Here is a 16,461-nt window from a genome sequence, read left to right as displayed (position 1 = left end):
CGGCCCGAGTTTTTTCTCCTATGAGCCTTAACCATGAATCAGAACGCTGAATATTCCGCGGTCAATGACGCGGTGCGCGGCCAGTTTTTCCGCCGTGTCTGGCAGATGACCACGCCGTACTGGCGCAGTGAGGAGAAGGGCAAGGCCTGGACGCTGTTGATTGCCGTGATCGCGCTGTCGTTGTTCAGCGTGGCAATCTCGGTGTGGGTCAACAGTTGGTACAGGGACTTCTATAACGCCCTCCAAGAGAAGGACACTGCGGCATTCTGGCGGTTGATCCTGTATTTCTGCGGCATTGCGGCGGTGGCGATCCTCGGCGCGGTGTACCGTTTGTACCTCACGCAGATGCTCACCATCCGCTGGCGGGCCTGGCTCACCGAGCAGCATTTTGCCCGCTGGCTCAACAACAAGAATTACTACCGGCTGGAGCAGGGCGGCTATACCGATAACCCCGACCAGCGGATTTCCGAAGACCTCAACAGTTTCACCTCCAACACACTGGAACTGGGCTTGGGGCTGCTTCGCACGGTCGTCAGCCTAGTGTCGTTCTCGATTATCTTGTGGGGCGTGTCGGGCAGCATCGAAGTGTTCGGCTACACCATCCCCGGCTACATGTTCTGGGCTGCGTTGGTGTATGCGGCGGTGGGCAGTTGGCTGACGCACCTGATCGGCCGTCGCCTGATCGGCCTGAACAACAACCAGCAGCGTTTCGAAGCCGACCTGCGTTTCTCCATGGTGCGGGTGCGCGAGAACGCCGAGAGCATTGCGCTGTATGGCGGCGAGCCCAACGAGAATCGTCGCCTGAGCGGTCGTTTCGGCCTGGTCTGGCACAACTTCTGGGACATCATGCGCGTGTCCAAGCGCCTGACGTTCTTCACGTCCGGCTACGGCCAGATCGCGATCATCTTCCCGTTCATCGTCGCCGCGCCGCGTTATTTCGCGGGCAAGATCCAGCTGGGCGAGCTCATGCAGATCAACTCCGCGTTCGGTAACGTGCAGGAGAACTTCAGTTGGTTCATCACCGCCTACGCCAACCTCGCCGCGTGGCGTGCCACCTGTGATCGTCTGCTGAGCTTCCGCCAGGCCATGAGCGACAACGAAGACCGCGTGCCGGCCATCGATGTGCAGAACCAGGGCGACGCGTTGGCGGTCCACAACCTCGGGTTGGACCTGGCTGACGGGCGTCATCTGCTCGACAACGCCGATATGAATGTGGAACCTGGCGAGCGGGTCATGCTCAGCGGTCGTTCCGGCAGCGGCAAATCCACCCTGTTGCGCGCAATGGGGCATTTGTGGCCTGCGGGGCACGGGACGATCCGGCTTCCGGCGGCGCGCTACTTGTTCCTGCCGCAAAAACCCTACCTGCCGATTGGCAGCCTGCGGGAAGTGTTGAGTTATCCACAGGCCGGCGACGTCTACCCCAACGAACGTTATGCACAGGTGCTGGAAACCTGCCGCCTGCCGCACCTGATCCCGCGCCTGGACGAAAGCAACCACTGGCAGCGCATGCTCTCGCCTGGCGAGCAACAACGCCTGGCCTTTGCCCGCGCATTGCTTTATGCGCCGCTTTGGTTGTACATGGACGAAGCGACCTCGGCGATGGATGAAGAAGACGAGGCGACGCTGTATCAGGCGCTTATCGACCAGTTGCCGGGCCTGAGCATTGTCAGCGTTGGTCACCGAAGCAGTTTGAAACGGTTCCATCCGCGACATGTGCGTATCGAAAATGGCCAACTGGTGGAGCGCACCGTAACCGCCTGACCACCGAAAAACCTGTGGGAGCGGGCTTGCTCGCGAAGGCGGGGTGTCAGTTGACATTGATGTATCTGACCCGCCGCCTTCGCGAGCAAGCCCGCTCCCACAAGGGTTTGGGGTGAACCGGGCGTTTAGGTCTACAACCGATCCCATGTGGGAGCGAGCCCGCTCGCGATGCAGCCGACTCGGTGCCAGCACCCGACTCGCCACTGCACCCCCGGTGATCGTACAACCACGTTGCGCTATGATGTTGCCATTCAGCCGTTTACCGAGACACAGCCCCATGGAAACCCCGATCGAAGTACCACGCTTTCCCCGCAAGCGCCGCAGCCTGGCGCAGGAGCTGGTGACGGTGCTGACCGAGCAGATTCGCGACGGTCTGCTCAAGCGCGGTGATAAATTGCCCACCGAGTCGGCGATCATGGAAGCCCATGGCGTCAGCCGCACCGTGGTGCGCGAGGCGATTTCCCGGTTGCAGGCGGCCGGCCAGGTGGAAACTCGCCATGGCATCGGCACCTTCGTGCTGGACACGCCCAGCCCGAGCGGTTTCCGCATCGACCCGGCTACCGTGGTTACCTTGCGGGATGTGCTGGCGATCCTGGAATTGCGCATCAGCCTGGAAGTGGAATCCGCTGGGCTCGCGGCGCAGCGTCGCAGCGACGAGCAACTGGCGGCGATGCGGGCGGCGCTCGACGCCTTGAACGAAAGCGCGGCCCATGCCAGCGACGCGGTGGCCTCGGACTTCGCCTTCCACCTGGAAATCGCCCTGTCCACCGGCAACCGCTACTTCACCGACATCATGACCCACCTGGGCACCAGCATCATCCCGCGTACCCGGCTGAACTCGGCGCGCCTGGCCCATGACGACCACCAGCACTACATGGATCGCCTGAGCCGCGAGCACGAGGAAATCTACGAAGCCATCGCTCGCCAGGACTCCGACGCGGCCCGTGCGGCCATGCGTTTGCACCTGACCAACAGCCGCGAACGGCTGCGCCAGGCCCATGAAGAGGCGCAGGCGCAGGGTTAAGGCGCTTCGCTATTCTATGTGGCAGGGGCGTTTTTGTGGCGAGGGAGCTTGCTCCCGCTGGGGCGCGAAGCGGCCCCGACAGCAGCGACTGCAATTTATCTGATCCACCGAGGAGTCAGGTTTGGGTCTGCTGCGCAGCCCAGCGGGAGCAAGCTCCCTCGCCACAAAGAAATCCACTCGCCACAGGGGAAATGGTGTCTGGCGTTATGTCTGTTTGCCTGTCTGACGAATCGTAGGCGCACTGGCCGCAGGCGCAGGGCTGAAGTCGCTCACTGCTCTGCTGGCAAAGATGCTGTCGTGGCAAGCAAGGATGCTGTTGTGGCGAGGGAGCTTGCTCCCGCTGGGCTGCGAAGCGGCCCCCTCAGCTCTTTCGATCAATCGAACCTCTACAGGTTGGCGACTGCTTCGCAGTCGAGCGGGAGCAAGCTCCCTCGCCACAGGGAAGTGGTGACTGGCTTTGTATCTGTGTGCCCGTCTGACGAATCGTAGGCGCTTAGCGCGACGCCTCGATCCGCAACTTTTGCGGCTCGGATCTATCGATATCCCCGCTGCTCTCGTAAGTAACCTCGTAACGAAGCTCAACCAATTTGTCGATGTAATCTGCCAGCTCAAAGTTGGTTATAGTCACCGTTACATCTTTACGTGGCGTACCTTCCTCGCCCTCGGTCAGAGGTGTAAACGCGCCTACCGGCGAGCCCTCGTCCAGAATCAGTCGGGCATTCGAGTACGGGTCGAAATCTGCATCCGGAATCTCCACGGTCAATGTCTTTCTTTCTGACAAGTCGACCGTGATTTCCTCAGCAAGTGGAAGATCTCTGAGCGCGGGCTTCGCATACGTCTTCATGATGTCACTCCCTGTGAGGCAGCCCCGATCATCGCGTACGGGCGGCTCACTTAAAAGATTGTGAAAGGGACTACGGCCGTGCGCAGCACAGCCATGCCTGGGTTATGCCCCCTCGCCGTAACGGCGCCTACTGGCAGAGTTGACAGTGGCGACGAGCGGTCGTGGTGGCCAGGTCGGCAAGTTTTCATCCGTCTCCCCATCCCCCAGAAGCCCCGATCTACAAGGCCCCGCGCCAAACCTCCAAGTCCCGACACCCGACAAAAGACGAAATGCAGTTGACGTTCACATTTTAAGTTGTACGATGACCTACAACTTCACATGAAGCTGAACCGTTTCCTACAACACAACATTTGCGTCCAGGGTGTTCGAATAATGAATCCACAAGAACTGAAGTCCATCCTCTCGTCTGGCCTGCTGTCGTTCCCGGTCACCGATTTCACTGCCAATGGCGATTTCAATCGCGACAGCTACATCAAGCGCCTTGAGTGGCTGGCCCCGTACGGCGCCTCTGCATTGTTCGCAGCGGGCGGCACCGGTGAATTCTTCTCCCTGGCCGCCAGCGAGTACTCGCAAGTCATCAAGACGGCCGTCGATACCTGCGCCACCAGCGTGCCGATCCTCGCCGGCGTCGGCGGTGCCACCCGCCAGGCCATCGAGTACGCTCAAGAAGCCGAGCGCCTGGGCGCCAAGGGCCTGTTGCTGCTGCCGCACTACCTGACCGAAGCCAGCCAGGACGGCGTTGCCGCCCACGTTGAAGCCGTGTGCAAATCGGTAAAAATCGGCGTGGTGGTGTACAACCGCAACGTCTGCCGCCTGAATGCCACTCAGTTGGAACAACTGGCCGAGCGCTGCCCGAACCTGATCGGCTACAAGGACGGCCTGGGCGACATCGAACTGATGGTGTCGATCCGTCGTCGCCTCGGCGATCGTTTCAGCTACCTGGGCGGCCTGCCGACCGCTGAAGTCTACGCCGCGGCCTACAAGGCCCTGGGCGTGCCGGTCTACTCCTCGGCGGTGTTCAACTTCATCCCGAAAACCGCGATGGACTTCTACCACGCCATTGCCCGTGACGATCACGACACCGTCGGCAAGATCATCGACGACTTCTTCCTGCCTTACCTGGACATCCGCAACCGCAAGGCCGGTTACGCAGTGAGCATCGTCAAGGCCGGCGCGAAGATCGTTGGCTATGACGCGGGCCCTGTGCGCACGCCGTTGACCGACCTGCTGCCAGAAGAATACGAAGCCCTGGCCGCGCTGATCGACAAGCAAGGCAAGCAGTAACAGACCCGACAAGGCCGCTGAGCAATCAGCGGCTTTTTGCGTAAGGCTTGATCGTTCCTACGCTCTGCGTGGGAACGCAGCCAGGGACGCACTGCGTTCCTAGACAGCTTTTGTGAGAGGAGAAGCTCCGTGGCAGATGCAAAGCGTTTCGATAACTACATCAACGGTGAGTGGGTGGCCGGTGCTGACTATTGCACCAACATCAACCCGTCTGACTTGTCCGATGTCATCGGTGAATACGCCAAGGCTGACGCAGCGCAAGTCAACGCCGCCATCGAAGCCGCCCGCGCCGCGTTCCCGGCCTGGTCGACCTCGGGCATCCAGGCCCGCCATGATGCGCTGGACAAAGTCGGCACCGAGATCCTCGCCCGCCGTGAAGAACTCGGCCAACTGCTGGCCCGGGAAGAGGGCAAGACCCTGCCCGAAGCCATCGGCGAAGTGACCCGCGCCGGCAACATTTTCAAATTCTTCGCCGGTGAATGCCTGCGCCTGTCTGGCGACTACGTGCCATCGGTGCGCCCGGGCGTCAACGTCGAAGTGACCCGCGAAGCCCTCGGCGTGGTTGGCCTGATCACCCCGTGGAACTTCCCGATCGCCATTCCCGCGTGGAAAATCGCCCCGGCCCTGGCCTACGGCAACTGCGTGGTGATCAAGCCCGCCGAGTTGGTACCGGGCTGCGCCTGGGCCCTGGCCGAGATCATTTCCCGCGCCGGTTTCCCGGCCGGTGCGTTCAACCTGGTGATGGGCAGCGGCCGTGTGGTCGGTGACATCCTGGTCAACAGCCCGAAAGTCGACGGCATCAGCTTCACCGGTTCCGTGGGCGTAGGCCGGCAGATCGCCGTCAACTGCGTGGCGCGCCAGGCCAAGGTGCAGTTGGAAATGGGCGGCAAGAACCCGCAGATCATCCTCGACGACGCCGACCTCAAGCAGGCCGTCGAACTGGCGGTGCAGAGCGCGTTCTACTCCACCGGCCAGCGTTGCACCGCGTCGAGCCGCCTGATCGTCACCGCCGGCATCCATGACAAGTTCGTCGCGGCCATGGCCGAGCGCATGCAGTCGATCAAGGTCGGTCATGCGTTGAAGGCCGGCACTGACATCGGCCCGGTGGTTTCCGAAGCCCAGCTCAGCCAGGATTTGAAGTACATCGACATTGGCCAGAGCGAAGGTGCGCGGCTGGTCAGCGGTGGCGGCCTGGTGACGTGCGACACCGAAGGTTATTTCCTGGCACCGACCCTGTTCGCCGACAGCGAAGCCTCGATGCGCATCAGCCGCGAGGAGATCTTCGGCCCGGTGGCCAACGTCGTGCGCGTGGCCGACTACGAGGCGGCGCTGGCGATGGCCAACGACACCGAGTTCGGTTTGTCGGCCGGTATCGCCACCACCTCGTTGAAATACGCCAACCACTTCAAGCGCCATTCCCAGGCGGGCATGGTGATGGTCAACCTGCCCACCGCCGGCGTGGATTACCACGTGCCGTTCGGCGGGCGCAAAGGTTCGTCCTACGGTTCGCGTGAGCAAGGCCGCTACGCGCAAGAGTTCTACACCGTGGTGAAGACCTCCTACATCGGCTCGTAATACGCAACACCGGTCGGCGCCGGGCTCCGGCGCCGACCGTACAATTTGATTTCCCGCATAAAAATAAATAGTGGAAGTAGATTACATGCAAGAGACCAAGCCGACGCACGTCCGCTATTTGATCCTGCTCATGCTGTTTTTGGTGACAACGATCAACTACGCCGACCGTGCCACCATCGCGATCGCGGGTTCCAGCCTGCAAAAAGACCTCGGCATCGACGCCGTCACCCTCGGTTATATCTTCTCCGCCTTCGGCTGGGCCTACGTGGCCGGGCAGATTCCTGGCGGCTGGTTGCTCGACCGTTTCGGGTCGAAGAAAATCTATGCCTTGAGCATTTTCACCTGGTCGCTGTTCACCGTGCTGCAGGGTTATGTCGGTGAATTCGGCATGTCCACGGCCGTGGTTGCGCTGTTCATGCTGCGCTTTCTGGTCGGGCTGGCCGAAGCGCCTTCGTTCCCGGGCAACGCCCGGATCGTCGCCGCCTGGTTCCCCACCGCTGAACGCGGTACCGCCTCGGCGATCTTCAACTCGGCGCAATATTTCGCCACCGTGTTGTTCGCACCGCTGATGGGCTGGATCGTCTACCGCTTCGGCTGGCAGCACGTGTTCATCGTGATGGGCGTGATCGGCATCGTGTTCTCGCTGGTCTGGCTGAAAGTGATCTACAGTCCGCGCCAACACCCGATGATCAACGAGGCCGAGTTCAATCACATCGCGTCCAACGGCGCGATGGTCGACATGGACCAGGACAAGGGCAAGGAAAAGAAAGCCGACGGTCCGAAGTGGGATTACATTCGCCAACTGCTGACCAACCGCATGATGCTCGGCGTATACCTGGGCCAATACTGCATCAACGGTATTACCTACTTCTTCCTGACCTGGTTCCCGGTGTACCTGGTCCAGGAACGCGGCATGACCATCCTCAAGGCCGGTTTCATCGCCTCCTTGCCGGCCATCTGCGGGTTTATCGGTGGCGTCCTCGGCGGGGTGATTTCCGACTACCTGCTGCGCAAGGGCCACTCGCTGACCTTTGCCCGCAAGGCGCCGATCATCGCCGGTTTGCTGGTATCGAGCAGCATCGTGGCGTGCAACTACGTCGACATCGAATGGATGGTGGTGGGCTTCATGGCCCTGGCGTTCTTCGGTAAAGGCGTCGGTGCCTTGGGCTGGGCGGTGGTGTCCGACACCTCGCCGAAACAGATTGCCGGCTTGAGCGGCGGCCTGTTCAACACCTTCGGCAACCTGGCGTCGATCACCACGCCGATTGTCATTGGCTACATCATCAGCTCCACAGGCTCGTTCAAATGGGCACTGGTGTTCGTCGGTTGCAACGCGTTGATGGCGGTGTTCAGCTACTTGGTCATCGTGGGCCCGATCAAGCGTGTGGTGCTCAAGGAGCCAGCGGCCAAGGAAGCCGACCTCTCCAGCCTGTCTGAAGCCAAATCCTGAGGAATGGCGTCCATGAATCTGATTGAACATGCCGATTCGCCCCGTTACATCCGCCTGCACGAGCGCGACAACGTGGTGATTGTTGTCAACGACCAGGGCGTACCGGCCGGGACCGAATTCCCGGACGGCCTGGTCACCGTCGACTTCGTGCCGCAGAGCCACAAAGTCACCTTGGTGGACATTCCCGAGGGCGGCGAGGTGATTCGCTACGGCCAGGTCATCGGCTACGCGCTGCAACCGATCCCTCGTGGCAGCTGGGTCAAGGAAGACCAGTTGCGCATGCCCACCGCACCGCCGCTGGACAGCTTGCCGCTGTCCACCGACGTGCCGGCGGCCGATGCGCCGCTGGAGGGCTACACCTTCGAAGGTTACCGCAACGCCGACGGCACCGTCGGCACGCGCAACATCCTGGGCATCACCACCACGGTGCAGTGCGTGACCGGTGTGCTGGACCATGCGGTCAAGCGCATCAAGGACGAACTGTTGCCCAAGTACCCGAACGTCGATGACGTGGTGGCGCTGACCCACAGCTATGGCTGTGGCGTGGCGATCACCGCCACCGATGCCTACATCCCGATTCGCACCGTGCGCAACCTGGCGCGCAACCCGAACCTGGGGGGCGAGGCGCTGGTGATCAGCCTGGGCTGCGAGAAATTGCAGGCCGGGCAGGTGATGCATGAAGGCGACAGCTCGGTGGACCTCAGCGAGCCGTGGTTGTATCGCTTGCAGGATTCCAGTCACGGCTTCACGGAAATGATCGAGCAGATCATGGAATTGGCCGAGACCCGCCTGAAGAAACTCGACCAGCGTCGCCGCGAAACCGTGCCCGCCTCCGAGCTGATCCTGGGCATGCAATGCGGCGGCAGCGATGCGTTTTCCGGTATCACCGCCAACCCGGCCCTGGGTTATGCCTCGGACCTGTTGCTGCGGGCTGGCGCGACGGTGATGTTTTCCGAAGTCACCGAAGTGCGCGACGCGATCTACCTGCTGACCTCCCGGGCGCAAACCGAGGAAGTCGCCCAGGAGCTGGTACGGGAAATGGACTGGTACGACCGTTACCTGGCCAAGGGCGAGGCTGATCGCAGTGCCAACACCACGCCGGGCAACAAGAAGGGTGGGTTGTCGAACATCGTCGAGAAGTCCCTGGGCTCGATCGTCAAGTCCGGCAGCAGCGCAATCAACGGCGTGCTTGGCCCGGGCGAGCGCTTCAAGCAAAAGGGCCTGATTTTCTGCGCCACACCGGCCAGCGATTTTGTCTGCGGCACGTTGCAACTGGCGGCGGGGATGAACTTGCATGTGTTCACCACCGGCCGGGGCACGCCTTATGGCCTGGCGATGGCGCCGGTGGTGAAAGTCTCGACCCGTACCGAACTGGCCCAGCGCTGGCCGGACCTGATCGACATCGACGCCGGCCGCATCGCCACTGGACGGGCGACCATCGAGGAACTGGGTTGGGAGTTGTTTCACTACTACCTGGACGTGGCCAGCGGCAAGAAACAGACCTGGGCCGAGCGGCACAAGCTGTACAACGACATCACGTTGTTCAACCCAGCGCCGATTACCTGATCCGGCGCTGATCGCGAGCAGGCTCGCTCCCACAGGGATGTGGGGGGAGTGTGGGTTTTGCGATCGCAGGAGAACCAGTGTGGGAGCGGGCTTGCTCGCGAAAGCGGTGGTTCAGCTGGCATTGGTGGTGGATGTGCCGCCGCCTTCGCGAGCAGGCTCGCTCCCACAAGGATGTGGGGGTGAATGTGGATTTTGCGATCGCAGGAGAACCAGTGTGGGAGCGGGCTTGCTCGCGAAAGCGGTGGTTCAGCTGGCATTGGTGGTGGATGTGCCGCCGCCTTCGCGAGCAGGCTCGCTCCCACAGGGATGTGGGGGGAGTGTGGGTTTTGCGATCGCAGGAGAACCAGTGTGGGAGCGAGCCTGCTCGCGAAAGCGGTGGTTCAGTTGGCATTGATGTTGGATGTGCTGCCGTCTTCGCGAGCAAGCCCGCTCCCACAGGGGGATGTGGAGTGAATGTGGATTTTGTGTTCAGCGCAGAATAAATGTGGGAGCGAGCCTGCTCGCGAAGAGGCTCGACCAGACGCCCATGCCGTGAGTGGCTTATCATTAGCCACCTAACGACACCCTTCTCAAGGTCCCCGGCATGCTGGCAATTTTCCTCGAAACCCTGAACGTCACCGCGCCGGTGTTCGCCATGCTGTTTCTGGGGACGCTGCTCAAGCGCATCGACTGGATCAACGACAACTTCATCCACATCGCCTCGTCCCTGGTGTTCAACGTCACCATGCCGGCGCTGTTGTTCCTTGGCATCCTGCACGCCGACCTGCACGCGGCGTTGCAGCCTGACCTGCTGATTTATTTCTCCATTGCCACCCTGGTGAGCTTTGCAATGGCCTGGGGCTGGGCCATCTGGCGTTGCCCGCGCGAAGACCGCGGCATCTACACCCAGGGCGCGTTTCGCGGCAACAACGGTGTGATCGGCCTGGCGCTGGCGGCGAGCATGTATGGCGACTACGGGATTTCCCTGGGGTCGATTCTCGCGGCGCTGGTGATCTTGTTCTACAACACCTTGTCGACCATCGTGCTGGCGGTCTACAGCCCGGTGATCAAGTCCGATCCGTGGAGCATCTGCAAAAGCGTGATCAGCAACCCGCTGATCATCAGCGTGATCGCCGCCGCGCCGTTCGCCTATTGGCAGATCGGCCTGCCGAACTGGTTCGAGACCTCGGCCAAATACCTGTCACAAATGACCTTGCCCCTGGCGCTGATCTGCATCGGCGGCACGCTGTCCCTGGCGGCCCTGCGCAAGAGCGGCAAGATGGCCCTGAGTTCGAGCCTGGTGAAAATGGTCGGCCTGCCGCTGGTGACCACCCTCGGTGCGTGGCTCTGGGGCTTTCGCGGGGCGGAACTGGGGATTCTCTTCCTGTACTTCGGCAGCCCCACCGCGGCGGCCAGTTTCGTCATGGCCCGGGCGGCCGATGGCAACCATGAGCTGGCGGCGGCGATCATCGTCATCACCACCTTGATGGCGGCGATTACCACCAACCTGGGGATCTTTGTGTTGCAGTGGGGTGGGTGGATCTAGCCTCGGATTTGCAGCGCTCTTTCGTTCCATTCGCGAGCAAGCCCGCTCCCACATTCGATCGCATTTCCATGGAAGAACGCAGTCAATGTGGGAGCGGGCTTGCTCGCGAAGAGGCCTGGCCTGTCACCGCAAGGCTTGGGCCTTCACTCAGGTTTCTGGTAGCTATCGATCACTTCCTGCGCCGCCCGAAACGCATCGATCGCCGCCGGCACGCCCGCGTACACCGCGCAATGCAGCAACGCCTCGCGGATCTCTTCCACGGTGCAGCCATTGTTCAGCGCGCCGCGCACGTGGCCCTTTAGTTCCTGCGGGCACTTGAGGGCAGTGAGGGCGGCGAGGGTGATCAGGCTGCGGGTCTTCAGCGGCAGGCCTTCGCGGCTCCAGACGCTGCCCCAGGCGTGCTCATTGACGAAATCCTGCAGCGGCTGGGTGAAGTCGGTGGCATTGCCCAGGGCGCGGTCGACGAACGCATCGCCCATCACTTGGCGGCGCATGTCGAGGCCGGTCTTTGGAGTGTCGGTCATGGCAAATCCCTCTTGTGGTGTTGGCGGCGCCAGGCGCGCAGGGAGGTGAACAGCAAAAACGCGAGCAGGGCCGGCAGCACGTAGAACAGCATCAGTCGTTCCAGTTGGCCGGCCAGGGGCATGCCGGTGGTGAACGACACCACGTGCAGCCCGTAGACCGCGTACAAGCCCAGCAACAGCAAGCCTTCGGCACGGGTGACGCGGTAGCCTGAATAGAACACCGGCAGGCAGAGCACCGCCACGCCGAGCATCACCGGCAGGTCGAAATCCAGGGCATTCGGCGACACCGACAGTGGCGTGGGCGCGGCCAGGGCGGTCACGCCGAGCACACCCAGCAGGTTGAACAGGTTGCTGCCGATCACGTTGCCCACCGCAATGTCCCGCTGGCCGCGCAGGGCGGCGATCAACGAGGTGGCGAGCTCCGGCAGCGAGGTGCTGACGGCGACGATGGTCAGGCCGATGATGCGCTCCGAAAGGCCGAGGTCCGTCGCCACTTCCACTGCCGCGCCCAGCAACAGGTGGCCGGCGAAGATCAGCATGGTCAGGCCCGCTGCAATCATCAGCACACTCTTGACCCAGGACATGTGGGCCACGTCGCCGCCCACCGGGTGCGGCCGCGCCGAATGCCGGGACTGGCGCAACAACAGCCCGAGGTACACCGCCAGGGCCAGCAGCAGCCAGGCGCCATCCAGGCGGGTCAGTTCTTCATTCAATGCCAGCACGAACACCAGCAGGCTGGCGCCGATCATCAACGGGATGTCCAGGCGCACCAACTGGCGCGAGACGCGCAACGGAATGATCAGCGCCGACAGCCCCAGCGTGACGAGGATGTTGAAGATGCTGCTGCCGATCACACTGCCCACGGCGATGTCGGCGTTTTGCGCCAGGGTCGCCTGCAGGCTGACGGCCATTTGTGGCGCGCTGCTGCCGAACGCGACGACAGTCAGGCCGATGATCAGCGGCCGTACCTGCAGGCGTGCCGCCAGGCCCACGGCGGCGCGCACCAACAGTTCGGCGCCGCCGATCAGCAATAGCAGGGCGCCGAACAACTCGATCAGGCTGAGCAGCGGTAGGGCGGTGAGTAGGGAAATGGCCGGGCTCCGTCTATCAGTCGTCGAGGGCTTGCACACGCACCCGGGCAGTGCCGCTGCGCAACATGCCCAGTTGCTCGGCGGCTTCGCGGGACACGTCGATCAAACGGCCACGAGTATACGGGCCGCGGTCGTTGATGCGGACCACGACGCTGTCGTTGTTTTTCAGGTTGGTGACTTTCACCCGGGTGCCGAACGGCAACTGGCGATGGGCGGCGGTCAGGCCATGCTGGTTGAAACGCTCGCCGCTGGCGGTGCGCTTGCCATGGTGCCGGGCGCCGTAATAAGAAGCGACGCCGGTCTGGTCGTAGCCGTGTGGATCGACCGTCCCGCTCTGGCTGGCGCAACCGGCCAACAGGGACAGCAGGGCGCAGGCGCCGAGGAGACGCTTCATGTGAGGGATTCCACATCAGTGTGGTTGTGAAAATTATTGTGGCGAGGGAGCTTGCTCCCGCTGGGCTGCGCAGCAGCCCCCTGAATCTGGCAGCAGATTGTTGGGGGCCGCTTCGCGACCCAGCGGGAGCAAGCTCCCTCGCCACAGGGGATTGAGCCAGATTGGAAGACTGGCTCCATGGCCATCAGCCTTCGAGCTTGCTTTTGAGCAGTTCGTTGACCTGTTGCGGGTTGGCCTTGCCCTTGGAGGCTTTCATGGCCTGGCCGACGAAGAAGCCGAACATCTTGCCGCGCTTGGCTTCGTCTGCCGCGCGGTACTGTTCGACTTGCTCGGCGTTGGCCGCGAGCATTTCATCGAGCACGGCGGAAATCGCGCCGGTGTCGGTGACCTGCTTCAAGCCGCGCTTCTCGATGATCTCGTCGGCGCTGCCTTCACCATTGGCCATGGCTTCGAACACCATCTTGGCGATCTTGCCGGAAATGGTGTTGTCCTTGATCCGCACCAGCATGCCGCCCAATTGCTCGGCGGAAACCGGCGACTCATCGATTTCCAGGCCCTGCTTGTTCAACAGACTGCCCAACTCGACCATCACCCAGTTGGCCGCCAGCTTGGCGTCGCCACCGATGCTCACGACTTTCTCGAAGTAATCGGCCTGTTCGCGGCTGGTGGCCAGGACGTTGGCGTCATAGCTCGACAGCCCGAACTGCGCCTGGAAGCGCTCGCGTTTCTGCGGCGGCAGCTCCGGCAGTGTGGCGCGCACTTCATTGAGGAACGAATCCTCGATGACCACTGGCAGCAGGTCCGGGTCGGGGAAGTAACGGTAGTCGTTGGCTTCTTCCTTGCTGCGCATCGGACGGGTCTCGTCCTTGTTCGGGTCGTACAGGCGGGTCTGCTGGATGACCTTGCCGCCGTCCTCGATCAGTTCGATCTGGCGCTGGATCTCGCTGTTGATCGCCTTCTCGATGAAGCGGAACGAGTTGACGTTCTTGATCTCGCAGCGGGTGCCGAATTCGGCCTGGCCTTTTGGACGGATCGACACGTTGCAATCGCAGCGCAGCGAGCCCTCGGCCATGTTGCCATCGCAGATGCCCAAGTAGCGCACCAGGGCATGGATCGCCTTGACGTAGGCCACGGCTTCCTTGGCGCTGCGCATGTCTGGCTCGGAGACGATTTCCAGCAGCGGCGTGCCGGCACGGTTCAGGTCGATGCCGGTAGCACCGTTGAATTCTTCGTGCAGGCTCTTGCCGGCGTCTTCCTCCAGGTGCGCCCGGGTGATACCGACGCGCTTGACCGTTCCATCTTCCAGGGCGATGTCCAGGTGGCCCTTGCCGACGATCGGCAGCTCCATCTGGCTGATCTGGTAGCCCTTGGGCAGGTCCGGGTAGAAGTAGTTCTTGCGGGCGAACACGTTGTGCTGGCCGATCTCGGCGTCAATCGCCAGGCCGAACATCACCGCCATGCGCACCGCTTCGGCGTTGAGCACCGGCAGCACGCCGGGCATACCCAGGTCCACCAGGCTGGCCTGGGTATTGGGCTCGGAACCGAATGTGGTGGAGCTACCGGAAAAGATTTTCGACCGGGTGGTGAGCTGGGTATGAATCTCCAGCCCGATCACGACTTCCCATTGCATGTGTTTCTCCTCAGAAGCCGGTTGGGGTGCGGGTGTGCCAGTCGGTATTGAGCTGGTACTGGTGCGCCACGTTGAGCAGGCGGCCTTCCTGGAAATACGGCGCGAGCAACTGCACGCCCACCGGCAGGCCATCGACGAAACCGGCCGGCATGGACAGGCCCGGCAAGCCGGCGAGGTTGGCGGTGATGGTGTAGACGTCTTCCAGGTACTCGGCGACCGGGTCGCTGTTCTTGGCGCCGAGTTTCCAGGCCGGGTTCGGCGTGGTCGGGCCGAGGATGATGTCGACCTCGTTGAAGGCGGTCATGAAGTCGTTCTTCACCAGGCGGCGGATTTTCTGCGCCTTGAGGTAATAGGCATCGTAGTAACCGGCGGACAACGCGTAGGCGCCGACCATGATCCGGCGTTGCACTTCGGCGCCGAAGCCTTCGCCACGGGAGCGCTTGTACAGGTCGATCAGGTTTTCCGGGTTCTCGCAGCGATGGCCGAAGCGCACGCCGTCGAAACGCGACAGGTTCGAGGACGCTTCCGCCGGGGCGATCACGTAGTACGCCGGAATGGCGTGCTGCATGTTCGGCAGGCTGATCTCCTTGATGACCGCGCCGAGCTTCTCCAGCTCCTTGACGCTGTTGTGGACCAGCTCGGCGATGCGTGGGTCGAGACCGGCGCTGAAGTATTCCTTCGGCACGCCGATGCGCAGGCCCTGCAGCGAGCCGTTGAGGCTGGCGCTGTAGTCCGGCACGGGCTCATCGATGCTGGTGGAGTCGTTCGGGTCGAAGCCGGCCATGCCTTGCAGCAGGATCGCGCAGTCTTCGGCGGTGCGCGCCAGTGGGCCGCCCTGGTCGAGGCTGGAGGCGTAGGCGATCATGCCCCAGCGCGAAACGCGACCGTAGGTCGGCTTCAGGCCGGTGAGGTTGGTGAACGCCGCCGGCTGGCGGATCGAGCCGCCGGTGTCGGTGGCGGTGGCGGCTGGCAACAGGCGCGCGGCCACGGCGGCGGCGGAACCGCCGGACGAGCCGCCCGGTACGTGCTCCAGGTTCCACGGGTTCTTCACCGCGCCGTAGTAGCTCGACTCGTTGGCCGAGCCCATGGCGAATTCGTCCATGTTGGTCTTGCCCAGGGTCACGGTGCCGGCGGCGGCCAGCTTGGCGACCACGGTGGCATCGTACGGGGCCTTGAAATTGTCGAGCATCTTCGAGCCGCAGCTGGTGCGGATGCCTTGGGTGCAGAACAAGTCCTTGTGGGCAATCGGCGCACCGAGCAGGGCACCGGTCTCACCGTTGGCGCGCCGGGCGTCGGCGGCCTTGGCCTGGCTCAGGGCCAGTTCTTCGGTGAGGCTGATGAAACTGTTGAGCTGCGGGTCGAGCTGGGCGATGCGCGCCAGCAGGACTTGGGTCAGCTCTTCAGAGGAAAACTTTTTATCGGCGAGTCCGCGGGCGATCTCGGCCAGGGTCATGTGATGCATGAGAGGCTCTTTCCCTTTAGTCGATGACTTTCGGAACCAGGTACAGGCCGTTTTCGACCGCTGGCGCGATGGACTGGTAGGCCTCGCGATTATTGGACTCGGTCACGACGTCGGCGCGCAGGCGCTGACTGGCTTCCAGTGGGTGGGCCAGCGGTTCTATGCCGTCGGTATCGACCGCCTGCATCTCGTCGACCAGCCCTAGAATGCTGTTCAGGGCAGAAGTGATGTGTGGAAGATCGGCTTCATTGAGGCCCAGACAGGCCAGATGAGCGATTTTTTCCACGTCGGAGCGTTCAAGCGCCATGGGATTCTCCAGTGGAAAACAAAACGG

General features: G+C 62.4%; 14 protein-coding genes. 7 read left to right on the top strand and 7 right to left on the bottom strand.

Going from position 1 to position 16,461, the window contains the following annotated elements; translation table 11 throughout:
- Positions 1-33 precede the first annotated feature (33 nt).
- Both HU715_RS24960 and HU715_RS24955 read left to right on the top strand, forming a co-directional pair.
- Positions 34-1,761, top strand: a complete 1,728-nt coding sequence (locus tag HU715_RS24960; RefSeq protein WP_186710793.1) for an ABC transporter ATP-binding protein/permease — start codon at positions 34-36, stop codon at positions 1,759-1,761.
- A gap of 277 nt (positions 1,762-2,038) precedes the next feature.
- Positions 2,039-2,785 carry a FadR/GntR family transcriptional regulator gene (locus tag HU715_RS24955; RefSeq protein ID WP_186710795.1) on the top strand — a complete coding sequence of 249 codons (747 nt, stop codon included), beginning with the start codon at positions 2,039-2,041 and terminating at the stop codon, positions 2,783-2,785.
- Between the two features lie 493 nt (positions 2,786-3,278).
- On the opposite strand, the gene HU715_RS24950 is transcribed toward HU715_RS24955, so the two are convergent.
- On the bottom strand, positions 3,279-3,629 hold the full coding sequence (locus tag HU715_RS24950) for a hypothetical protein (RefSeq protein ID WP_186710797.1): 351 nt from the start codon (positions 3,627-3,629) through the stop codon (positions 3,279-3,281).
- 372 nt (positions 3,630-4,001) lie between these two features.
- On the opposite strand from HU715_RS24950, the gene kdgD reads away from it, so the two are divergent.
- From kdgD to HU715_RS24925, 5 genes are all read left to right on the top strand, one after another.
- Complete coding sequence (gene kdgD, locus HU715_RS24945) at positions 4,002-4,913, top strand: 5-dehydro-4-deoxyglucarate dehydratase (RefSeq protein ID WP_186710799.1); 912 nt, start codon at positions 4,002-4,004, stop codon at positions 4,911-4,913.
- A gap of 129 nt (positions 4,914-5,042) precedes the next feature.
- Positions 5,043-6,488: an aldehyde dehydrogenase family protein gene (locus tag HU715_RS24940; protein ID WP_186710801.1), complete on the top strand. Its 1,446-nt coding sequence runs from the start codon at positions 5,043-5,045 to the stop codon at positions 6,486-6,488.
- A gap of 85 nt (positions 6,489-6,573) precedes the next feature.
- Positions 6,574-7,938, top strand: coding sequence for an MFS transporter (locus HU715_RS24935; protein ID WP_039592259.1), 1,365 nt, complete (start codon positions 6,574-6,576; stop codon positions 7,936-7,938).
- 12 nt (positions 7,939-7,950) lie between these two features.
- On the top strand, positions 7,951-9,504 hold the full coding sequence (garD, locus tag HU715_RS24930; RefSeq protein WP_186710803.1) for a galactarate dehydratase: 1,554 nt from the start codon (positions 7,951-7,953) through the stop codon (positions 9,502-9,504).
- Positions 9,505-10,087: 583 nt separating this feature from the next.
- Positions 10,088-11,029 carry an AEC family transporter gene (locus HU715_RS24925; RefSeq protein WP_186710660.1) on the top strand — a complete coding sequence of 314 codons (942 nt, stop codon included), beginning with the start codon at positions 10,088-10,090 and terminating at the stop codon, positions 11,027-11,029.
- A 143-nt stretch (positions 11,030-11,172) separates the two neighbouring features.
- Here HU715_RS24925 and HU715_RS24920 read toward each other — a convergent pair whose 3' ends face one another.
- From HU715_RS24920 to gatC, 6 genes are all read right to left on the bottom strand, one after another.
- Positions 11,173-11,553, bottom strand: a complete 381-nt coding sequence (locus HU715_RS24920; RefSeq protein ID WP_186710669.1) for a carboxymuconolactone decarboxylase family protein — start codon at positions 11,551-11,553, stop codon at positions 11,173-11,175.
- Positions 11,550-12,611, bottom strand: a complete 1,062-nt coding sequence (locus tag HU715_RS24915; protein WP_186710691.1) for a calcium/sodium antiporter — start codon at positions 12,609-12,611, stop codon at positions 11,550-11,552. Before HU715_RS24915 ends, HU715_RS24920 begins: the two co-directional genes overlap by 4 nt.
- Before the next feature lie 49 nt (positions 12,612-12,660).
- Positions 12,661-13,038: a septal ring lytic transglycosylase RlpA family protein gene (locus HU715_RS24910; protein WP_122568889.1), complete on the bottom strand. Its 378-nt coding sequence runs from the start codon at positions 13,036-13,038 to the stop codon at positions 12,661-12,663.
- Between the two features lie 184 nt (positions 13,039-13,222).
- Entirely contained in the window at positions 13,223-14,668 is a 1,446-nt protein-coding gene (gene gatB / locus HU715_RS24905; protein ID WP_186710671.1) for an Asp-tRNA(Asn)/Glu-tRNA(Gln) amidotransferase subunit GatB, read from the bottom strand.
- Between the two features lie 10 nt (positions 14,669-14,678).
- Positions 14,679-16,130, bottom strand: a complete 1,452-nt coding sequence (gene gatA / locus HU715_RS24900) for an Asp-tRNA(Asn)/Glu-tRNA(Gln) amidotransferase subunit GatA (RefSeq protein ID WP_186710673.1) — start codon at positions 16,128-16,130, stop codon at positions 14,679-14,681.
- Between the two features lie 16 nt (positions 16,131-16,146).
- Positions 16,147-16,434, bottom strand: a complete 288-nt coding sequence (gene gatC / locus HU715_RS24895; protein WP_039592252.1) for an Asp-tRNA(Asn)/Glu-tRNA(Gln) amidotransferase subunit GatC — start codon at positions 16,432-16,434, stop codon at positions 16,147-16,149.
- Positions 16,435-16,461 lie beyond the last annotated feature (27 nt).

Source organism: Pseudomonas zanjanensis (genome assembly GCF_014268745.2).
Taxonomy (GTDB): domain Bacteria; phylum Pseudomonadota; class Gammaproteobacteria; order Pseudomonadales; family Pseudomonadaceae; genus Aquipseudomonas; species Aquipseudomonas zanjanensis.
The sequence above is the reverse complement of the archived record's forward strand: the minus strand, read 5'-3'. Positions and strand labels throughout refer to the sequence as shown.

Bases quoted from the DNA above. Each gene is read 5' to 3' on its own strand.
- HU715_RS24960 (WP_186710793.1), top strand. From the start codon at position 34: ATGAATCAGAACGCTGAATATTCCGCGGTCAATGACGCGGTGCGCGGC.
- HU715_RS24955 (WP_186710795.1), top strand. From the start codon at position 2,039: ATGGAAACCCCGATCGAAGTACCACGCTTTCCCCGCAAGCGCCGCAGC.
- HU715_RS24950 (WP_186710797.1), bottom strand. From the start codon at position 3,629: ATGAAGACGTATGCGAAGCCCGCGCTCAGAGATCTTCCACTTGCTGAG.
- kdgD (WP_186710799.1), top strand. From the start codon at position 4,002: ATGAATCCACAAGAACTGAAGTCCATCCTCTCGTCTGGCCTGCTGTCG.
- HU715_RS24935 (WP_039592259.1), top strand. From the start codon at position 6,574: ATGCAAGAGACCAAGCCGACGCACGTCCGCTATTTGATCCTGCTCATG.
- garD (WP_186710803.1), top strand. From the start codon at position 7,951: ATGAATCTGATTGAACATGCCGATTCGCCCCGTTACATCCGCCTGCAC.
- HU715_RS24925 (WP_186710660.1), top strand. From the start codon at position 10,088: ATGCTGGCAATTTTCCTCGAAACCCTGAACGTCACCGCGCCGGTGTTC.
- HU715_RS24920 (WP_186710669.1), bottom strand. From the start codon at position 11,553: ATGACCGACACTCCAAAGACCGGCCTCGACATGCGCCGCCAAGTGATG.
- HU715_RS24910 (WP_122568889.1), bottom strand. From the start codon at position 13,038: ATGAAGCGTCTCCTCGGCGCCTGCGCCCTGCTGTCCCTGTTGGCCGGT.
- gatB (WP_186710671.1), bottom strand. From the start codon at position 14,668: ATGCAATGGGAAGTCGTGATCGGGCTGGAGATTCATACCCAGCTCACC.
- gatA (WP_186710673.1), bottom strand. From the start codon at position 16,130: ATGCATCACATGACCCTGGCCGAGATCGCCCGCGGACTCGCCGATAAA.
- gatC (WP_039592252.1), bottom strand. From the start codon at position 16,434: ATGGCGCTTGAACGCTCCGACGTGGAAAAAATCGCTCATCTGGCCTGT.